The organism is Pseudomonas sp. GW821-FHT10C09 (assembly GCF_059415465.1).
In genome coordinates, this window is the sequence record NZ_JBWKNG010000020.1 from 63,961 (window position 1) to 80,147 (window position 16,187).

Here is a 16,187-nt window from a genome sequence, read left to right on the forward strand (position 1 = left end):
ACGCCGCCCGGAGCAAGCTCACTCCTCCAGTGCCAGTCTGGTCTATACCTTTGTGGGAGCCTGCTGGTGATCGCGCCAATACTGATATCGATCAGTAGGGAACTGTGTCAGCACCGATAGGCTCGTACCAAGAAGAGCACAGCCATTTGAGCTGTACCGGGGAGATCAACCGTTATGCCTGAAACCTCGACCGCAATCGCCGACATTCACATGCTCGACAGCGGCTATGCCCATGAAGCGCGCTCCCTGCTGTACCACGCCTACCGGCACGAACCGACCTTCGGTTACCTGTTCGAGGCCGAACGTCCCGGTTATGAACATCGTGTGCGGGCCACTGTGCGTGAATTGGTCAAACAGCATTTCCTTCAGGATTTGCCAGCCATCGGCCTGCTGGTCAACGACCGGTTGATCGGCATCGCACTGATTGCGCCGCCGCAACGACGCCTGGGTATCACTGAAAGTTGGGCCTGGCGTTTGCGCATGGTGCTCAGCGCCGGTTTTCGCTGCACCCGTCGCTACCTCGATTACCACGCCGCCGTCGCGGCCTGCGTGCCGAGTGATTCGGTTCATGTGCTGCCGCTGTTGGGGATTCACCCGCAGTTCCAGGGCAAACACTTCGGCGAACAACTGCTGCAAGCGGTGCATAACTGGTGCGCAGTCGATGAAACCTCCCAGGGCGTGATCCTCGACACGGGGAATCCTCGCTATCTGGAGTTCTATAAGCGTCAAGGTTATGAGGAAATCGGCGAGGTTGCCGTAGGACCGATTCGCGAACACGTGTTTTTTCACGCCAATCCGCAGGTGCTGCAAACCGCAACGGCATAATCCGTAGAACTTTAACGCCAAGCGAGGCTCTATCACGCTCCCAAGCTCGTGATAGCATCCGCGCCTATGAAATTTCCAGGACGAATTACCAGTGGCGCGTTGATGCTGATCACCAGCTGCGCGGCGCTGGCGCAAAGTGAATTGGATGTGCGGATAAAACCGTCCAACGATGAACTGAAAGCCAATATAGAGGGCTATATCGGCAACCTCGGCGATCGTGACGAAGAAGCGTTGTTGCGCTTCAGTCGTGGCGCCGAGGAACAAGCGCGCAAGGCCGCCCAGGCCTTGGGTTATTACCAGCCGCAGATCGACAGCGATGTGAAGGGTGGCAAGACGCCGCGCCTGGTGGTCAATATCGACCCCGGCGAGCCCGTACACCTGCGCAATGTCATGATTCGCGTCGACGGCCCGGCGGCTTCCCTCAAATCTTTTCGTGTGCCCCAAGGCGCGTCGCTGAAAACCGGCGCGGTGCTCAATCATGGTCATTACGAAGACGCCAAGCGCCTGATCCAGAATCAGGCCTCGCGCTTCGGTTTTTTCAGTGGTCACTTCACCAGTCAGAAATTATCGGTGGACCCGCGTGCCGGCGTGGCTGATATCGAACTGATCTACGACAGCGGCCCGCGCTATGCCCTGGGCAAAGTCAGTTTCGAAGGCGACACACCGTTCGACGAAGACCTGCTGCAACGCATGGTGCCGTTCAAGGAAGGCGCCCCTTACGACTCCGAACTCATTGCCGAACTCAACCAGGCGCTGCAATCGAGTGGTTATTTCGAAGGCGTACGCGTCGATGCGGCACCGACGGCGTCCAAGAACGACGTGATCCCGGTGGACGTTAAACTCGAAACGCGCAAGCCGCGAACCATGGGCCTGGGCCTGGGGTATTCCACGGACGTCGGTCCCCGGGTCAAGGCCAACTGGACCCGACACTGGGTCAATCCGCAGGGGCACAGTTATGGCTGGGAAGCCGAGTTGTCGGCGCCGCGGCAAAACGTCGGGCTGTTCTACGACATCCCGCTGGACCCGCCGCTGACCGACAAACTGCGCTTTGCCGGTGGTTACCAGAACGAAGACATTGCCGGCACCGACACCCACAGCAAGCTGCTGACCATCGGCCCGGAATGGCACAGCAAATTGCCCAGTGGCTGGCAGCGCGTGGTGTCGTTGAAATGGCAGCGCGAGGATTACTCCCTGGGTGACGACTCGGGTTTGAGTACATTGCTGATGCCCGGCGTCAGCTATTCCTACCTGAAAAGCGACAACCGCATCGACCCGCACAACGGCTATCGCCTGCAATTCGAGTCCAAAGTGGCAAAAGAAGGCCTCGGTTCAGACAGCAATTTGCTATACGGCACCGCATTGGTGAAAGGCTTGACCACGGTCTTCGACAAACATCGCTTTCTCGGCCGGGTGCAGGTGGGCGGCAGCGCCACCAACGGCTTCAGTTCCGTCCCGCCGTCGCTGCGGTTTTTCGCCGGTGGCGATCAGAGCGTGCGCGGTTACGACTATCAAAGCCTGTCCCCGGAGAACTCCGAGGGCGACCGCATCGGCGGCCGCTACATGGTCGCGGCCAGCGCCGAATACCAATATTCCATCGCCGAGAAGTGGCGGGTCGCGACCTTCGTCGACCAGGGCAACTCTTTTAATACACTCGAACTGCCGAACCTCAAGACCGGTGTCGGCATCGGCGTGCGTTGGGTCTCACCGGTGGGGCCGATCCGCCTCGACCTGGCCCACGCGCTGGACGATGACGGCGGCATTCGGCTGCACTTTTCCATGGGGCCTGAGCTGTGAATCGTGGTTTGAAAATAACGCTGCTGGCGATTCTGGCGCTGCTGATGCTGGCGGTCCTGAGCATCGTCTCGGTGCTGGGCACGGCCACGGGCAGTCGCTGGGCGTTGGGCTTCGTGCCGGGTTTGACCGTCGAGAATTTCCAGGGGCGTTTGGGCGGGCAGTGGAGCGCCGATCATGTGCTGTGGCAGCAAGACACCAGCCGCGTTGAGCTGAGCAAGGTGATTTTCGCCTGGTCGCCGCTGTGCCTGACCCGCATGGCGTTGTGCCTTGAGCAGGTGAAGGCCGATCAAGTCAGCCTGCAATTTCCACCCGGTGCCGAAGAAGCAAGCAGTGGGCCGATCAGCCTTCCGGATCTGAAGTTACCCTTGGCCATCGAGCTGGGTGATGTGCAGATCGGCAGCCTGCTGTTCAACGGCAGCGAGCAGCTCAAAGGCCTGCAACTGGCGGCGCACTGGACCGTGCAAGGGTTGCAGATCGACTCGGTGAAGTTGCAACGCGATGACCTGAGCCTGAACCTCTCCGGCCTGCTGCAACCCACCGGTAACTGGCCGCTCAAGGTTGAAGGTCAACTGACCCTGCAAACCCCCGCGCCCTGGACACTGGCGCTGAAGGTTGACGGCGACCTGCTGAAAACCCTGAACCTGAAAGCCGACAGCAGCGGTTACCTGAACGGGAAATTGACCGGCGAGCTGCAACCACTGGCGGACAACCTGCCGGCCAAGGTACGCATCACCGCCGACGGCTTCAAACCCGCCGCCGACCTGCCAGACACCCTGCAACTCAATCAACTGGAACTCACCGGCGACGGCGACCTGAAAAACGGTTACCAATTGTTCGGCCACGCCACGCTGCCCGCCGAACAAGGCCCGGTTGCGTTGCTGCTGCAAGGCAAGGTCGACGCCAAGGGCGCGCAGATCGCCGCCCTCGACCTCACCGCCAACGACAAGCAAAGCCTCAAGCTCAGCGGCACCCTCGATTGGAGCAAAGGCCTGAGCGCCGACGCGAAAATCGCCTGGCTGGACTTCCCGTGGCACCGCCTCTATCCGCTGATCGACGAGCCGGAAGTGGCGTTGCGCAGCTTCAACGGTGACATCTCCTACACCGATGGCAAATACCTCGGCAGCTTCCAGGCAGCGGCGGATGGCCCGGCCGGCGCTTTCACCCTGAACAGTCCGTTCAGCGGTGATCTGACGAAAATCTACCTGCAACAAATCCAGCTACAGGCCGGGCAGGGCAAGGCCGAAGGGCACCTTAACCTGCAATTCGCCGAGGGCATCGCGTGGGACACCGCGCTCGACCTGTCAGCGATCAACCCGGCGTACTGGGTGGCTGAATTGCCGGGCATGCTGGCCGGACCATTGCGCAGCAAAGGCGAGATGAAGAATGAAAAACTCAGCCTCACTGCCGACCTCGACCTGAAAGGCAAACTGCGCGGGCAACCCGCCGTGATCCAGGCCAAGGCAGATGGCGGCGGCGAGCAATGGAACCTCAACGCGCTGCAAATCCGCCTCGGCGACAACAGCATCAATGGCAAGGGCAGCCTGCAACAGAAACTTGCCGGTCAGATCGACATCAAGATGCCGCGTCTGGCCCAGCTCTGGCCGCAACTGCGCGGGCAACTGAACGGCCGCATCGATGTCGCCGGCACGCTCAAGGCGCCGCAAGGCAAGCTCGGGCTGCAAGGCACGCAACTGGCGTTCGACGACAATCGCCTGCAAAGCCTCAACCTCGACGCGACGCTCGACAGCGCGCAACGGGCGAAAATCGACCTCAAGGGCAGCGGCATCCAGGCCGGTGACACCTCACTGGGCACGCTGACCGCCAGCGGCCAGGGCGACATCAAAAACCAGAAACTCAGCCTCGACCTGCAAGGCCCGCAGCTGAAACTGGCGCTCGGTCTCGACGGTGCGCTGGACAAAGGCAACTGGCGCGGTCGCCTGGCCAGCGGCGATATCCAGACCGGTGGGCAGGGCTGGAGGCTGCAAGGTCCGGCGAAACTGGAGCGGCTGGCGGACGGCAAAATCAACCTTGGCGCCCATTGCTGGAATTCCGGCCCGGCCAGCCTGTGCGGTGAAGACCAGCGTTTAATGCCGGAGCCGAAGCTGCGTTTCCACCTCAAGCAATTCCCGATTGAAAGCCTGGCGCAGTGGCTGCCGAAGGATTTCGCCTGGAAGGGCAGCCTCAACGCCGACCTGCAACTGGACCTGCCGTCCAGCGGCCCGAACGGACAGATCAGCATCGATGCCAGCGGCGGCACGTTGCGCATGAAGGAGAAGGACCAGTGGCTGGACTTCCCGTACCAGACGCTGAAACTCACCAGCAAACTCACGCCGAAACGCATCGACACCGACCTCAACTTCGTCGGCGGCAAGCTCGGCGAACTGATGGTGCAGGCGCAAATCAACCCGTTGCCGAAAAACAAACCGCTCACCGGTTCATTCCGTTTGAGCGGGCTGGACCTGTCGGTGGCGCGGCCGTTCGTGCCGATGGTCGAGAAGCTCACCGGGCGCTTGAATGGCAGCGGCACGATTTCCGGTGGCCTGTTGGCGCCGCAGGTCAACGGCAGCCTGCTGCTCAGCGACGGCGAAGTCTCCGGGGCTGAACTGCCGATGGAACTCCAAGCCTTGCAGCTGCGAGCGGTGATTGCCGGTGAAACCGTGCAATTGAATGGCGACTGGAAAAGCGGCAAGACCGGGCAGGGCACCCTTAACGGCAACATCGCCTGGGGACAGGCGCTGGTGGTGGACCTGGCGCTCAAGGGCTCGCAGTTACCGGTTACCGTCGAGCCGTACGCCAAGCTGGAAGTCGCGCCGGACCTGAAAATCTCGATGAAGGGCGACGAGTTGGCGATCGCCGGCAAAGTGCAGGTGCCCAGAGGTGAGATCACCATTCGCGAATTGCCACCTTCCACGGTAAAGATCTCCGATGACGTGGTGATCGTCGGCCAGCAGACCGAAGAAGGCAAACCGCCGTTGGCCATGAAAATGGACATTGATGTGGTGGTCGGCGAAGACAAGCTGAGCTTTGCCGGGTTTGGCCTGACCGCGAATGTGCAGGGGCATGTGCACATCGGCGACAACCTGGACACACGCGGCGAGCTGTGGCTCAACGACGGGCGTTATCGCGCCTACGGCCAGCGCCTGACTGTGCGCCGGGCGCGCTTGTTGTTTGCCGGTCCGCTCGATCAGCCGTACCTGGACGTCGAGGCCATTCGCCAGACTGACGACGTGATCGCCGGTATTCGCCTGAGCGGCAGTGCCGAGCAGCCGACCACGCAGATCTTCTCCGAACCGGCCATGAGCCAGGAACAGGCCTTGTCCTATCTGGTGCTGGGGCGTCCGCTGAGCAGCAACGGCGAAGACAACAACATGCTGGCCCAGGCAGCGCTTGGTTTGGGCTTGATGGGCAGTTCCGGGGTGACCGGCGGGTTGGCGAAGAATTTGGGGATTCAGGATTTCCAACTGGACACCCAGGGCAGCGGAAACACCACCGCCGTCGTGGCCAGCGGCAACATCTCCGAGAAACTCAGTTTGCGTTATGGCGTGGGCGTGTTTGAACCGGCCAACACCATTGCCCTGCGCTACAAGCTGAGCAAGAAGGTCTACCTCGAAGCGGCGAGCGGCGTGGCGAGTTCGCTGGACATCTTCTACAAGCGGGATTTCTAGACCCGTTTCCTTTCACGACACCGAGTCGCCCCCTTCGCGAGCAGGCTCGCTCCCACAGGTGTCACACCGAACCTGTGGGAGCGAGCCTGCTCGCGAAGGCGTCAGTGTGCCCGACGCAAATACCCGACACCATCGGTCAACTAATTACCAAGCAACCTAACTATTGCGTTGACATTGGCTGCCTAGGCAGTAACATCTCGTCATACATTCACTGCCTAGGCAGTTATTAGGTGAGCAAATGAAACATTTCACCCCGGACGATTTCGAAAACTGCCACCTCGGCCTCCTGCTCGGGCGTGCCGCGCTGCTCAAGGACCGGATCATCGACACGCACATGGAACCCCACGGCATCACCGCCGCGCAGTTCAAGGTGATGATCATCGTGGCCCAGTACGGCGTCGATACCCCGGCCGAATTGTGCCGTCACCTGTCGCTGGACAGCGGCTCGATGACCCGCATGCTCGATCGTCTGGAACAGAAAGGTTTGCTCATCCGTCAACGCTCCGAGGCGGATCGCCGCCAGGTTCAACTGGTGCTGACCGCCGAAGGCCAGAGCCTCGCCGACCGTCTGCCGCACATTGGCGCCGACGCCATGAACGAGTTGGCCGGCGCCATCAGCCCCGATGAGTTGAAAACCCTGGAACACATCCTCAAGAAAATCCTGATAGCCGCCGGTGATTCGATCACCCTGCTGCGGGTAGGTGACAAATGAACAGTAAAACCCTGCGCACCGGGCTGAGCCTGGTCCTGGCCGCCATGACCCTGGCCGGTTGCGCCAGCTACAGCGGCTTGACCACCGAAGGCAAAAGCCTCGATGCGAAAACCCTCAAGGCCGGTCAGTCCCTCAGCGGCGTAGCCCTGTCGCCGGCGGCCTGGCCGAAAAACGACTGGTGGAAAAGCCTCGGCGACCCGCAGCTCGACGGTCTGATCCGCGAAGCCCTGCACGACAGCCCCGACATGCAAATCGCCGACGCCCGCGCGCATCAGGCCAGTGCCGCTGCCTACGCCGCCGACGCCGCGCGCATGCCGACCCTCGATGCCAGCGCCGGTGTCAGCCGTTCGCGTTTGTCCCGCGACCAGGACCCGACCGGGCAGGGCGGCACTTACGCCACCGTGCGCAACATCGGCGCCAGCTTCAATTACAACTTCGACCTGTGGGGCGGTCAGCGTGACGCCTGGGAAGCCGCGTTGGGCCAGGCTCGCGCCGCCGAAGTCGATCAACAGGCCGCGCAGTTGACCCTGTCCGCCGACGTCGCCCGCGCCTACAGCGATTTGGGGCAGGCGCACATCGTCTACGACCTGGCCAATGAAGACCTCAAACGAACCAGGCAAATGCTCGACTTGGGCCAACGTCGCCTGAGCTCGGGCATCGACAGCCAATACCAGTTCCAGCAGACCCAAAGCCTGGAAGCCACGTCCGAAGCCAGCCTGATCGACGCCGAGAAACGCCTGAACAGCGCAAAAATCGCCCTGGCGGTGCTGCTCGGCAAAGGCCCGGACCGCGGCAACGAAATCGCCCGACCGAAGATCCTTCAGGCCAGCGCTGTGGCTTTGCCATCGGTGCTGCCCGCCGAATTGCTCGGTCGTCGTCCCGACCTGGTGGCCGCGCGCTGGCGGGTCGAGGCCGCGAGCAAGAACATCGCCGCCGGCAAAACCCAGTTCTATCCCAACCTGAACCTCAGCGCCGCGGCCGGTGCCGAATCGTTGTTGGGGGATGCAATGTTTGGTTCGGCGAGCCGTTTTTTCAACATCGCCCCGACCATTTCTGTGCCGATTTTCGACGGTGGCCGCTTGCGCGCCGACCTCGATTCGCGCGACGCCGATTACGACCTCGCGGTGGCGCAGTACAACAAAAGCCTGGTGAAAGCGCTCGGCGATGTCAGCGACACCATTAATCAGCTGCGGGATATCGGTCGGCAGATCGGTGCGCAGCAGCATGCCACCGACATTGCCCAGGATTCCTACAACACCGTGGTCCAGCGGTACGGTTCCGGCATCGGCAACTACCTGGACGTGCTCAGCATCGAGCAGCAATTGCTCCAGGCCCAGCGTCAGCTGGCCAACCTGAATGCCGAGCAGATCGACCTGTCGATCCAATTGATGCAAGCGCTGGGCGGCGGTTTTCAGGGCGAAACCCTGACCGCAGCCAACGCCCTCCCAGCCACGCAGCACAACTAATTCAAGGTATTTGTCATGGCCACTGTCGATACACCTGCTGCTCCAACCAACACAGCGCCGGAGAACGCTCAAGACACGAGCAATCCGCGTAAACGCAAAGTCATGCTGGTCGCGCTGGCCATCCTGGTCGTCCTCGCCGGAGTCGGCGTCTGGGGTTATCACGAACTCTACGGGCGCTGGAACGAAAGCACCGATGACGCCTATGTGAACGGCAACGTGGTGGAAATCACCCCGCTGGTCACCGGCACCGTGGTCAGCATCGGCGCCGATGACGGTGACCTGGTCCACGAAGGTCAGGTGCTGATCAACTTCGACCCGAATGACGCCGAAGTCGGCCTGCAAAGTGCACAGGCCAATCTGGCGCGCACCGTGCGCCAGGTACGCGGTTTGTACAGTAACGTCGACGGTATGAAAGCCCAGGTCAACGCGCAGCAGGCTGAAGTGCAAAAGGCCCAGGACAACTTCAATCGCCGGAAAAACCTCGCCGCCGGCGGTGCGATTTCCCAGGAAGAGCTGTCCCACGCTCGCGACGACCTGACCTCGGCGCAAAACGCCCTGGCCAACGCCAAGCAGCAATTGAAAACCACCAGTGCGCTGGTCGATGACACCGTGGTCTCGTCGCACCCGGACGTGATGTCGGCGGCCGCGCAACTGCGTCAGGCCTACCTGAACAACTCACGCAGCACCTTGATTGCACCGGTCACCGGTTATGTGGCCAAGCGTTCCGTGCAGTTGGGTCAAAGGGTACAGCCGGGCACTGCGCTGATGGCGGTGATTCCGCTGGATCAGCTGTGGATCGATGCCAACTTCAAGGAAACCCAGCTGCGTGACATGCGCATCGGTCAGCCGGTGGACATCCAGGCCGACCTGTACGGCAGCGACGTGAAATTCAGCGGCACCATCGACAGCCTCGGCGCCGGTACCGGCAGCGCATTTGCCCTGTTGCCGGCACAGAACGCTACCGGTAACTGGATCAAGATCGTCCAGCGCGTGCCGGTGCGGATCCACATCAACGCCGAAGAACTGGCCAAGCACCCGTTGCGCGTGGGGCTGTCGACGCAGGTCGACGTGAACCTGCACGACCAGAGCGGCCCGGTGCTGGCGCAACAGCCGCCACAAAAGGCCTCGTTCAGCACCAACGTCTACGACCGTCAGTTGGCTGAAGCCGACGCGATGATCACTCAGTTGATCCACGACAACAGCGCTGCGGTCAGCAAGACCGCGCAACGCTGATCCACAAGGTCAGCTGCGTCTGTAACAGGCGCGGCGCCAATCAGGTTTCAAAGGATTAGCGATGAGCAATAACGCCTCTTTCACGCCGCCCAGCCTGTTGCTCAGCACCATCGGCCTGTCGCTGGCGACCTTTATGCAAGTGCTCGACACCACCATCGCCAACGTGGCGCTGCCGACCATTTCCGGCAACCTGGGCGTGAGTTCGGAGCAGGGCACGTGGGTGATTACATCCTTTGCCGTGAGCAACGCCATTGCGCTGCCGCTGACCGGTTGGCTCAGCCGCCGCTTCGGTGAAGTGAAGCTGTTTCTCTGGGCCACGGTGCTGTTTGTGCTGGCCTCGTTTCTCTGCGGCATCTCGACTTCGATGCCGGAACTGATCGGTTTTCGGGTGCTGCAAGGCCTGGTGGCCGGTCCGTTGTACCCGATGACCCAGACGCTGCTGATCGCGGTCTATCCCCCCGCGAGGCGCGGCATGGCCCTGGCGTTGCTGGCGATGGTCACGGTGGTGGCGCCCATTGCCGGCCCGATTCTCGGTGGCTGGATTACCGACAGTTATAGCTGGCCGTGGATTTTCTTCATCAACGTGCCCATCGGCATCTTCGCGGTGATGGTGGTGCGCCAGCAACTCAAGGCACGCCCGGTGGAAACCAGCCGCCAACCGATGGATTACGTGGGGCTGATCACGTTGATCATTGGCGTCGGTGCGTTGCAGATTATCCTCGACAAGGGCAATGACCTGGATTGGTTCGAGTCGAATTTCATCCTGATTAGCTCCGCCATTTCCGTGATAGCGCTGGCGGTGTTCATCATCTGGGAAATGACCGATAAGCACCCGGTGGTGAACCTGAGGCTGTTCGCCTACCGCAACTTCCGTATCGGCACGTTGGTGCTGGTTCTCGGTTACGCCGGGTTCTTCGGCATCAACCTGATCCTGCCGCAATGGCTGCAAACCCAGATGGGCTACACCGCGACATGGGCGGGGTTGGCAGTTGCACCGATCGGGATTCTGCCGGTGCTGATGTCGCCGTTTGTCGGCAAGTACGCGCACAAGTTCGACCTGCGTCTGCTGGCCGGTCTGGCGTTCCTGGCCATTGGCCTGAGCTGCTTCATGCGTGCCGGGTTTAACAATGAAGTGGACTTCCAGCACATCGCCCTGGTGCAACTGTTCATGGGCATTGGCGTGGCGCTGTTCTTCATGCCGACCCTGAGCATCTTGATGTCGGACCTGCCACCGAGCCAGATCGCCGATGGTGCGGGCCTGGCGACCTTCCTGCGGACCCTCGGCGGTAGTTTTGCGGCATCGTTGACCACCTGGATCTGGATTCGCCGGGCGGATCAGCACCATGCGTATCTGAGCGAAAGCATCACCACGTTCGACCCGGCCACCCGCGATGCACTGAACACCTTGGGCGGGGCGGGTAACCCGGCCTATGCGCAGCTCGACCATGTGCTGACCAGTCAGGCGTACATGCTCTCCACCGTGGATTACTTCACGTTGCTGGGGTGGGGATTCATGGGGTTGATATTGATTGTGTGGCTGGCAAAACCGCCGTTTGCAGCGAAAGCGGGGCCGGCTGCTTCCGGTCACTGACCCAAACACAAAACCCTGTGGGAGCGAGCCTGCTCGCGAAAGCATCCTGTCAGTCAATATCTATATCAACTGACACACCGCATTCGCGAGCAGGCTCGCTCCCACAATGGGATCTGTGGTGGCCTGTCAGTTCGTGGGGGCTGCCAGTTGCGCTGGCGGCGTGAAATCGAAGGGCGCAAGCGCAAACCCGTTCTCATCCACCTGCAACGCCCAGCCCTGGCGATCCCAATCCCCCAGCACAATGCGTTTGGCCGCTTGTTCGCCCAGCTGCAATTTGTGGATGGCCGGGCGGTGGGTATGGCCGTGGATCAAGGTTTTCACGCCATATTCCTGCATGATCCGCGGAATTTCCTCCGGCGTGACATCCACAATGTCATTGGCCTTCATCCGCGTTTGCGCACGGCTTTCACTGCGCAGCTTGCGCGCCAGCTTGTGCCGGGTGCGCAGTGGCAAATTCCGCAGGATGAACAGGCTGATCGGGTTGCGCAGGTAGCGACGCAGCTTCATATAGGCTTCGTCGCGGGTGCAGAGGCTGTCGCCGTGCATCAATAGCACCGGCTCACCGTAAAACTGTACGACACTCGGGTCCTTCAACAACGTGCAGCCGGCCTGTTTACAGAAGGCCTGGCCGAGCATGAAGTCGCGATTGCCGTGCATCAGGAAAATGGCCGTGCCGCTGTCGCTCAATTCGCGCAGGGCCTGGCAGATGGAACGCTGGAAGGGCGTCATGGCGTCGTCGCCAATCCACGCTTCGAAAAAGTCGCCCAGAATGTACAACGCACTCGCCGAGCGGGCGCGTCCGGCGAGCAAATCCAGAAACGCCCGGGTAATGTCCGGGCGCTCCTCTTCCAGATGCAAATCTGAAATCAGCAGTATCACTCAATGATCTCGGCTTTCTCGATGATCACGTCGTCTGCTGGTACGTCCTGGTGGCCGGACTTCATGGTGGTGGAAACACCTTTGATCTTGTCGACCACTTCTTGGCCTGCAACGACTTTGGCGAATACGGCGTAGCCCCAGCCCTGAGTGGTCTTGGCGCTGTGGTTCAGGAAGCTGTTGTCAGCCACGTTGATGAAGAACTGGGCGGAAGCCGAATGCGGCTCCATGGTGCGGGCCATGGCAACGCTGTACTTCACGTTCGGCAGGCCGTTGTCGGCTTCGTTCTGGATGCTTGGGCGCTTGTCTTTCTTTTCTTTCATGCCTGGCTCGAAACCGCCGCCCTGGATCATGAAGTTACCGATGACACGGTGGAAAACGGTGTTTTCGTAGTGACCGGCTTTAACGTACTCGATGAAGTTGGCCACGGTGATCGGGGCTTTTTCAGCGTTCAGTTCCAGGACGATGTCGCCATGGTTGGTGGTCAGTTTGACTTGGGTCATGATCGGTACTCTTTCTAGGAATTCGTGGGTTTCGGGCTATTACAGCCCCCAACCGGTCTGGCCAGTAACAGCCAAGGTGCGCAGTTTAGCGTGCCGGGCGCGAATTTCGAGGCTGTTTTTCATTTATGGCCTATTAAATACGACCGTTTGCAGGCGCGCTCTGTCAGGTGCTTGACAGCATCGGCTATGATAGCGGCTTTGTTTTACTTGGCCTTCTCCGGCCGCGCACTTGTACGTTCAAGGATCCTATGAGCAAGCCCACTGTCGACCCTACCTCGAATGCCAAGACCGGCCCTGCCGTGCCGGTCAATTTCCTGCGCCCGATCATCCAGGCGGACCTGGACTCGGGTAAGCACACGCAGATCGTCACCCGTTTCCCGCCTGAGCCCAATGGCTACCTGCACATCGGTCACGCCAAGTCGATCTGTGTGAACTTCGGCCTGGCCCAGGAATTCGGCGGCGTTACCCACCTGCGTTTCGACGACACCAACCCGGCCAAGGAAGACCAGGAATACATCGACGCGATCGAAAGCGACATCAAATGGCTGGGCTTTGAATGGTCCGGCGAAGTGCGCTACGCCTCGCAGTATTTCGACCAGTTGCACGACTGGGCCGTTGAACTGATCAAGGCCGGCAAGGCCTACGTCGACGACCTGAGCCCGGAACAGGCCAAGGAATACCGTGGCAGCCTGACCGAGCCGGGCAAGAACAGCCCGTTCCGTGATCGCTCCGTGGAAGAAAACCTCGACTGGTTCGCCCGCATGAAGGCCGGCGAATTCCAGGACGGCGCACGCGTGCTGCGAGCCAAGATCGACATGGCCTCGCCGAACATGAACCTGCGCGACCCGATCATGTATCGCATCCGTCACGCGCATCACCACCAGACCGGTGACAAGTGGTGCATTTACCCGAACTACGACTTCACCCACGGTCAGTCGGACGCCATCGAAGGCATCACCCACTCGATCTGCACCCTGGAATTCGAAAGCCACCGTCCGCTGTACGACTGGTTCCTGGACGCGCTGCCAGTGCCGGCGCACCCGCGTCAGTACGAATTCAGCCGCCTGAACCTGAACTACACGATCACCAGCAAGCGCAAGCTCAAGCAACTGGTCGATGAAAAGCACGTGTTCGGTTGGGACGATCCGCGCATGTCGACGCTGTCGGGCTTCCGCCGCCGTGGCTACACGCCTGCGTCGATCCGCAACTTCTGCGACATGGTCGGCACCAACCGTTCTGACGGCGTCGTCGATTTCGGCATGCTCGAGTTCAGCATCCGTCAGGATCTGGACGCGAACGCCCCGCGCGCCATGTGCGTGCTGCGTCCGTTGAAGGTGGTAATCACCAACTATCCGGAAGACCAGGTCGAGAACCTCGAACTGCCGCGTCATCCGCAGAAAGAAGAACTGGGCGTGCGCAAGCTGCCGTTCGCCCGTGAAATCTACATCGACCACGATGACTTCATGGAAGAGCCGCCAAAAGGCTACAAGCGCCTGGAACCCAACGGCGAAGTGCGTCTGCGTGGCAGCTACGTGATCCGCGCCGACGAAGCGATCAAGGACGCCGATGGCAACATCGTTGAACTGCGTTGCTCGTACGACCCGGAAACCCTCGGCAAGAACCCTGAAGGCCGCAAGGTCAAAGGCGTGGTGCACTGGGTGCCGGCCGCTGCCAGCGTCGAGTGCGAAGTACGTCTGTACGATCGCCTGTTCCGTTCGGCCAACCCTGAAAAGGCTGAAGACAGCGCCAGCTTCCTGGACAACATCAACCCTGACTCGCTGCAGGTACTCACCGGTTGTCGTGCTGAACCCTCGCTGGGCAACGCACAGCCGGAAGACCGTTTCCAGTTCGAGCGCGAAGGTTACTTCGTCGCGGATATCAAGGACTCGAAACCGGGCGCTCCGGTATTCAACCGTACCGTGACCCTGCGTGATTCGTGGGGCCAGTGATTCAAGGAAGTTTTTAAAGTGCTAACGATCTACAACACGCTCACCAAGAGCAAAGAAGTCTTCAAGCCGCTGGATGGCAACAATGTGCGCATGTACGTCTGCGGGATGACCGTGTACGACTACTGCCACATTGGCCATGGCCGCAGCATGGTCGCATTCGACCTGGTGACCCGCTGGTTGCGCTTCAGCGGTTATAACCTGACGTATGTGCGCAACATCACCGACATTGAAGACAAGATCATCAATCGTGCCCGCGAGAACGGCGAGCCGTACGATGCGCTGACCGAACGCATGATCGCTGCGATGCACGAGGACGAGGCGCGCCTCAACATCCTCAAACCGGACATGGAGCCGCGTGCCACGGATCACATTCCGGGTATGTTGAGCATGATCCAGACCCTGATCGACAAGGGTTACGCCTACGCCCCGGGCAATGGCGACGTGTACTACCGCGTCGCCAAGTTCATGGGCTACGGCAAGCTGTCGCGCAAGAAGATCGAAGACCTGCGCATCGGCGCACGCATCGAAGTCGACGAGTCCAAACAGGACCCGCTGGACTTCGTGCTGTGGAAGGGCGCCAAGCCGGGCGAGCCGAGCTGGCCTTCGCCGTGGGGCGACGGTCGTCCGGGCTGGCACATCGAGTGCTCGGTGATGTCGACCTGCTGCCTGGGTGAGACTTTCGACATTCATGGCGGCGGCAGCGACCTCGAGTTCCCGCACCACGAAAATGAAATCGCCCAGAGCGAAGCGGCCACCGGCAAGACCTACGCCAACGCGTGGATGCATTGCGGCATGATTCGTATCAATGGCGAGAAGATGTCCAAGTCCTTGAACAACTTCTTCACCATTCGTGACGTGCTGGAAAAGTACCACCCGGAAGTCGTGCGTTACCTGCTGGTGTCGAGCCACTACCGCAGCGCGATCAACTACTCGGAAGACAACCTCAAGGACGCCAAGGGCGCCCTAGAGCGTTTCTATCACGCGCTCAAAGGCCTGCCGAACGTGGCACCGGCCGGCGGCGAAGCCTTCGTCGAGCGCTTCACTCAGGTGATGAACGACGACTTCGGCACGCCGGAAGCCTGCGCCGTGCTGTTCGAAATGGTGCGCGAGATCAACCGTCTGCGCGAGAGCGATCTCAATGCGGCGGCGGGTCTGGCGGCGCGTCTGAAAGAACTGGCGAGCGTGTTGGGCGTGTTGCAGCTTGAGGCTGATGACTTCTTGCAGGCCGGCGCTGAAGGGCGGGTGGATGCCGCTGAAGTTGATGCGTTGATCGCTGCGCGTCTGGCGGCTCGTGCCGGTAAAGACTGGGCCGAATCCGACCGCATCCGCGACCAGCTCACCGCCATGGGCGTGGTGCTGGAAGACGGGAAGGGCGGCACGACCTGGCGTTTGGCTGACTGATTGGGTTATCCGCTACAAAACAAAAACCCGCCTTGTGCGGGTTTTTGTTTATGTGCAGGGTTTTAGGTTTGTGGTGACAGGGCTGATGCCTTCGCGAGCAGGCTCGCTCCCACAGTCGATCTTCGGCACGACACAAATCCCCTGTGGGAGCGAGCCTGCTCGCGAAGGTCTC

11 protein-coding genes are annotated in these 16,187 nt (G+C 60.8%); 9 read left to right on the forward strand and 2 right to left on the reverse strand.

The genetic code is table 11. The features are described 5' to 3' along the window. Positions 1 to 174: 174 nt before the first annotated feature. The 7 genes from AC07N8_RS20995 to AC07N8_RS21025 all read left to right on the forward strand — a co-directional run bounded on the left by AC07N8_RS20995 (position 175) and on the right by AC07N8_RS21025 (position 11,286). The gene (locus AC07N8_RS20995) at positions 175 to 825 is read left to right on the forward strand and encodes a GNAT family N-acetyltransferase (RefSeq protein ID WP_010458800.1); all 651 of its coding nucleotides are present in this window, start codon (positions 175 to 177) and stop codon (positions 823 to 825) included. Between the two features lie 66 nt (positions 826 to 891). Continuing rightward, a complete protein-coding gene (locus AC07N8_RS21000; protein WP_493145358.1) occupies positions 892 to 2,619 on the forward strand; it encodes an autotransporter assembly complex protein TamA in 1,728 nt (575 codons plus the stop codon). Then, entirely contained in the window at positions 2,616 to 6,284 is a 3,669-nt protein-coding gene (locus tag AC07N8_RS21005; protein ID WP_493145360.1) for a translocation/assembly module TamB domain-containing protein, read from the forward strand. Before AC07N8_RS21000 ends, AC07N8_RS21005 begins: the two co-directional genes overlap by 4 nt. Positions 6,285 to 6,522: 238 nt before the next feature. Further along, positions 6,523 to 6,996: a MarR family winged helix-turn-helix transcriptional regulator gene (locus tag AC07N8_RS21010; protein ID WP_493145362.1), complete on the forward strand. Its 474-nt coding sequence runs from the start codon at positions 6,523 to 6,525 to the stop codon at positions 6,994 to 6,996. Then, positions 6,993 to 8,462: an efflux transporter outer membrane subunit gene (locus AC07N8_RS21015; protein WP_493145364.1), complete on the forward strand. Its 1,470-nt coding sequence runs from the start codon at positions 6,993 to 6,995 to the stop codon at positions 8,460 to 8,462. Before AC07N8_RS21010 ends, AC07N8_RS21015 begins: the two co-directional genes overlap by 4 nt. A gap of 15 nt (positions 8,463 to 8,477) precedes the next feature. Next, entirely contained in the window at positions 8,478 to 9,695 is a 1,218-nt protein-coding gene (locus AC07N8_RS21020) for an HlyD family secretion protein (RefSeq protein ID WP_493145366.1), read from the forward strand. Between the two features lie 61 nt (positions 9,696 to 9,756). Further along, positions 9,757 to 11,286: a DHA2 family efflux MFS transporter permease subunit gene (locus AC07N8_RS21025; protein WP_493145368.1), complete on the forward strand. Its 1,530-nt coding sequence runs from the start codon at positions 9,757 to 9,759 to the stop codon at positions 11,284 to 11,286. Between the two features lie 126 nt (positions 11,287 to 11,412). Here the strand turns inward: AC07N8_RS21025 and lpxH are convergent, their stop codons facing one another. Together lpxH and AC07N8_RS21035 are read right to left on the reverse strand one after the other, a co-directional pair. Further along, on the reverse strand, positions 11,413 to 12,165 hold the full coding sequence (gene lpxH, locus AC07N8_RS21030; protein WP_493145370.1) for a UDP-2,3-diacylglucosamine diphosphatase: 753 nt from the start codon (positions 12,163 to 12,165) through the stop codon (positions 11,413 to 11,415). Next, a complete protein-coding gene (locus AC07N8_RS21035; protein ID WP_483842736.1) occupies positions 12,162 to 12,665 on the reverse strand; it encodes a peptidylprolyl isomerase in 504 nt (167 codons plus the stop codon). Before AC07N8_RS21035 ends, lpxH begins: the two co-directional genes overlap by 4 nt. A 248-nt stretch (positions 12,666 to 12,913) precedes the next feature. Here AC07N8_RS21035 and AC07N8_RS21040 point away from each other — a divergent pair, with 248 nt between their 5' ends. After that, complete coding sequence (locus AC07N8_RS21040) at positions 12,914 to 14,614, forward strand: glutamine--tRNA ligase/YqeY domain fusion protein (protein ID WP_493145372.1); 1,701 nt, start codon at positions 12,914 to 12,916, stop codon at positions 14,612 to 14,614. Positions 14,615 to 14,632: 18 nt separating this feature from the next. Continuing rightward, on the forward strand, positions 14,633 to 16,015 hold the full coding sequence (gene cysS, locus AC07N8_RS21045) for a cysteine--tRNA ligase (protein WP_483842738.1): 1,383 nt from the start codon (positions 14,633 to 14,635) through the stop codon (positions 16,013 to 16,015). The last annotated feature ends 172 nt before the right edge of the window (positions 16,016 to 16,187 follow it).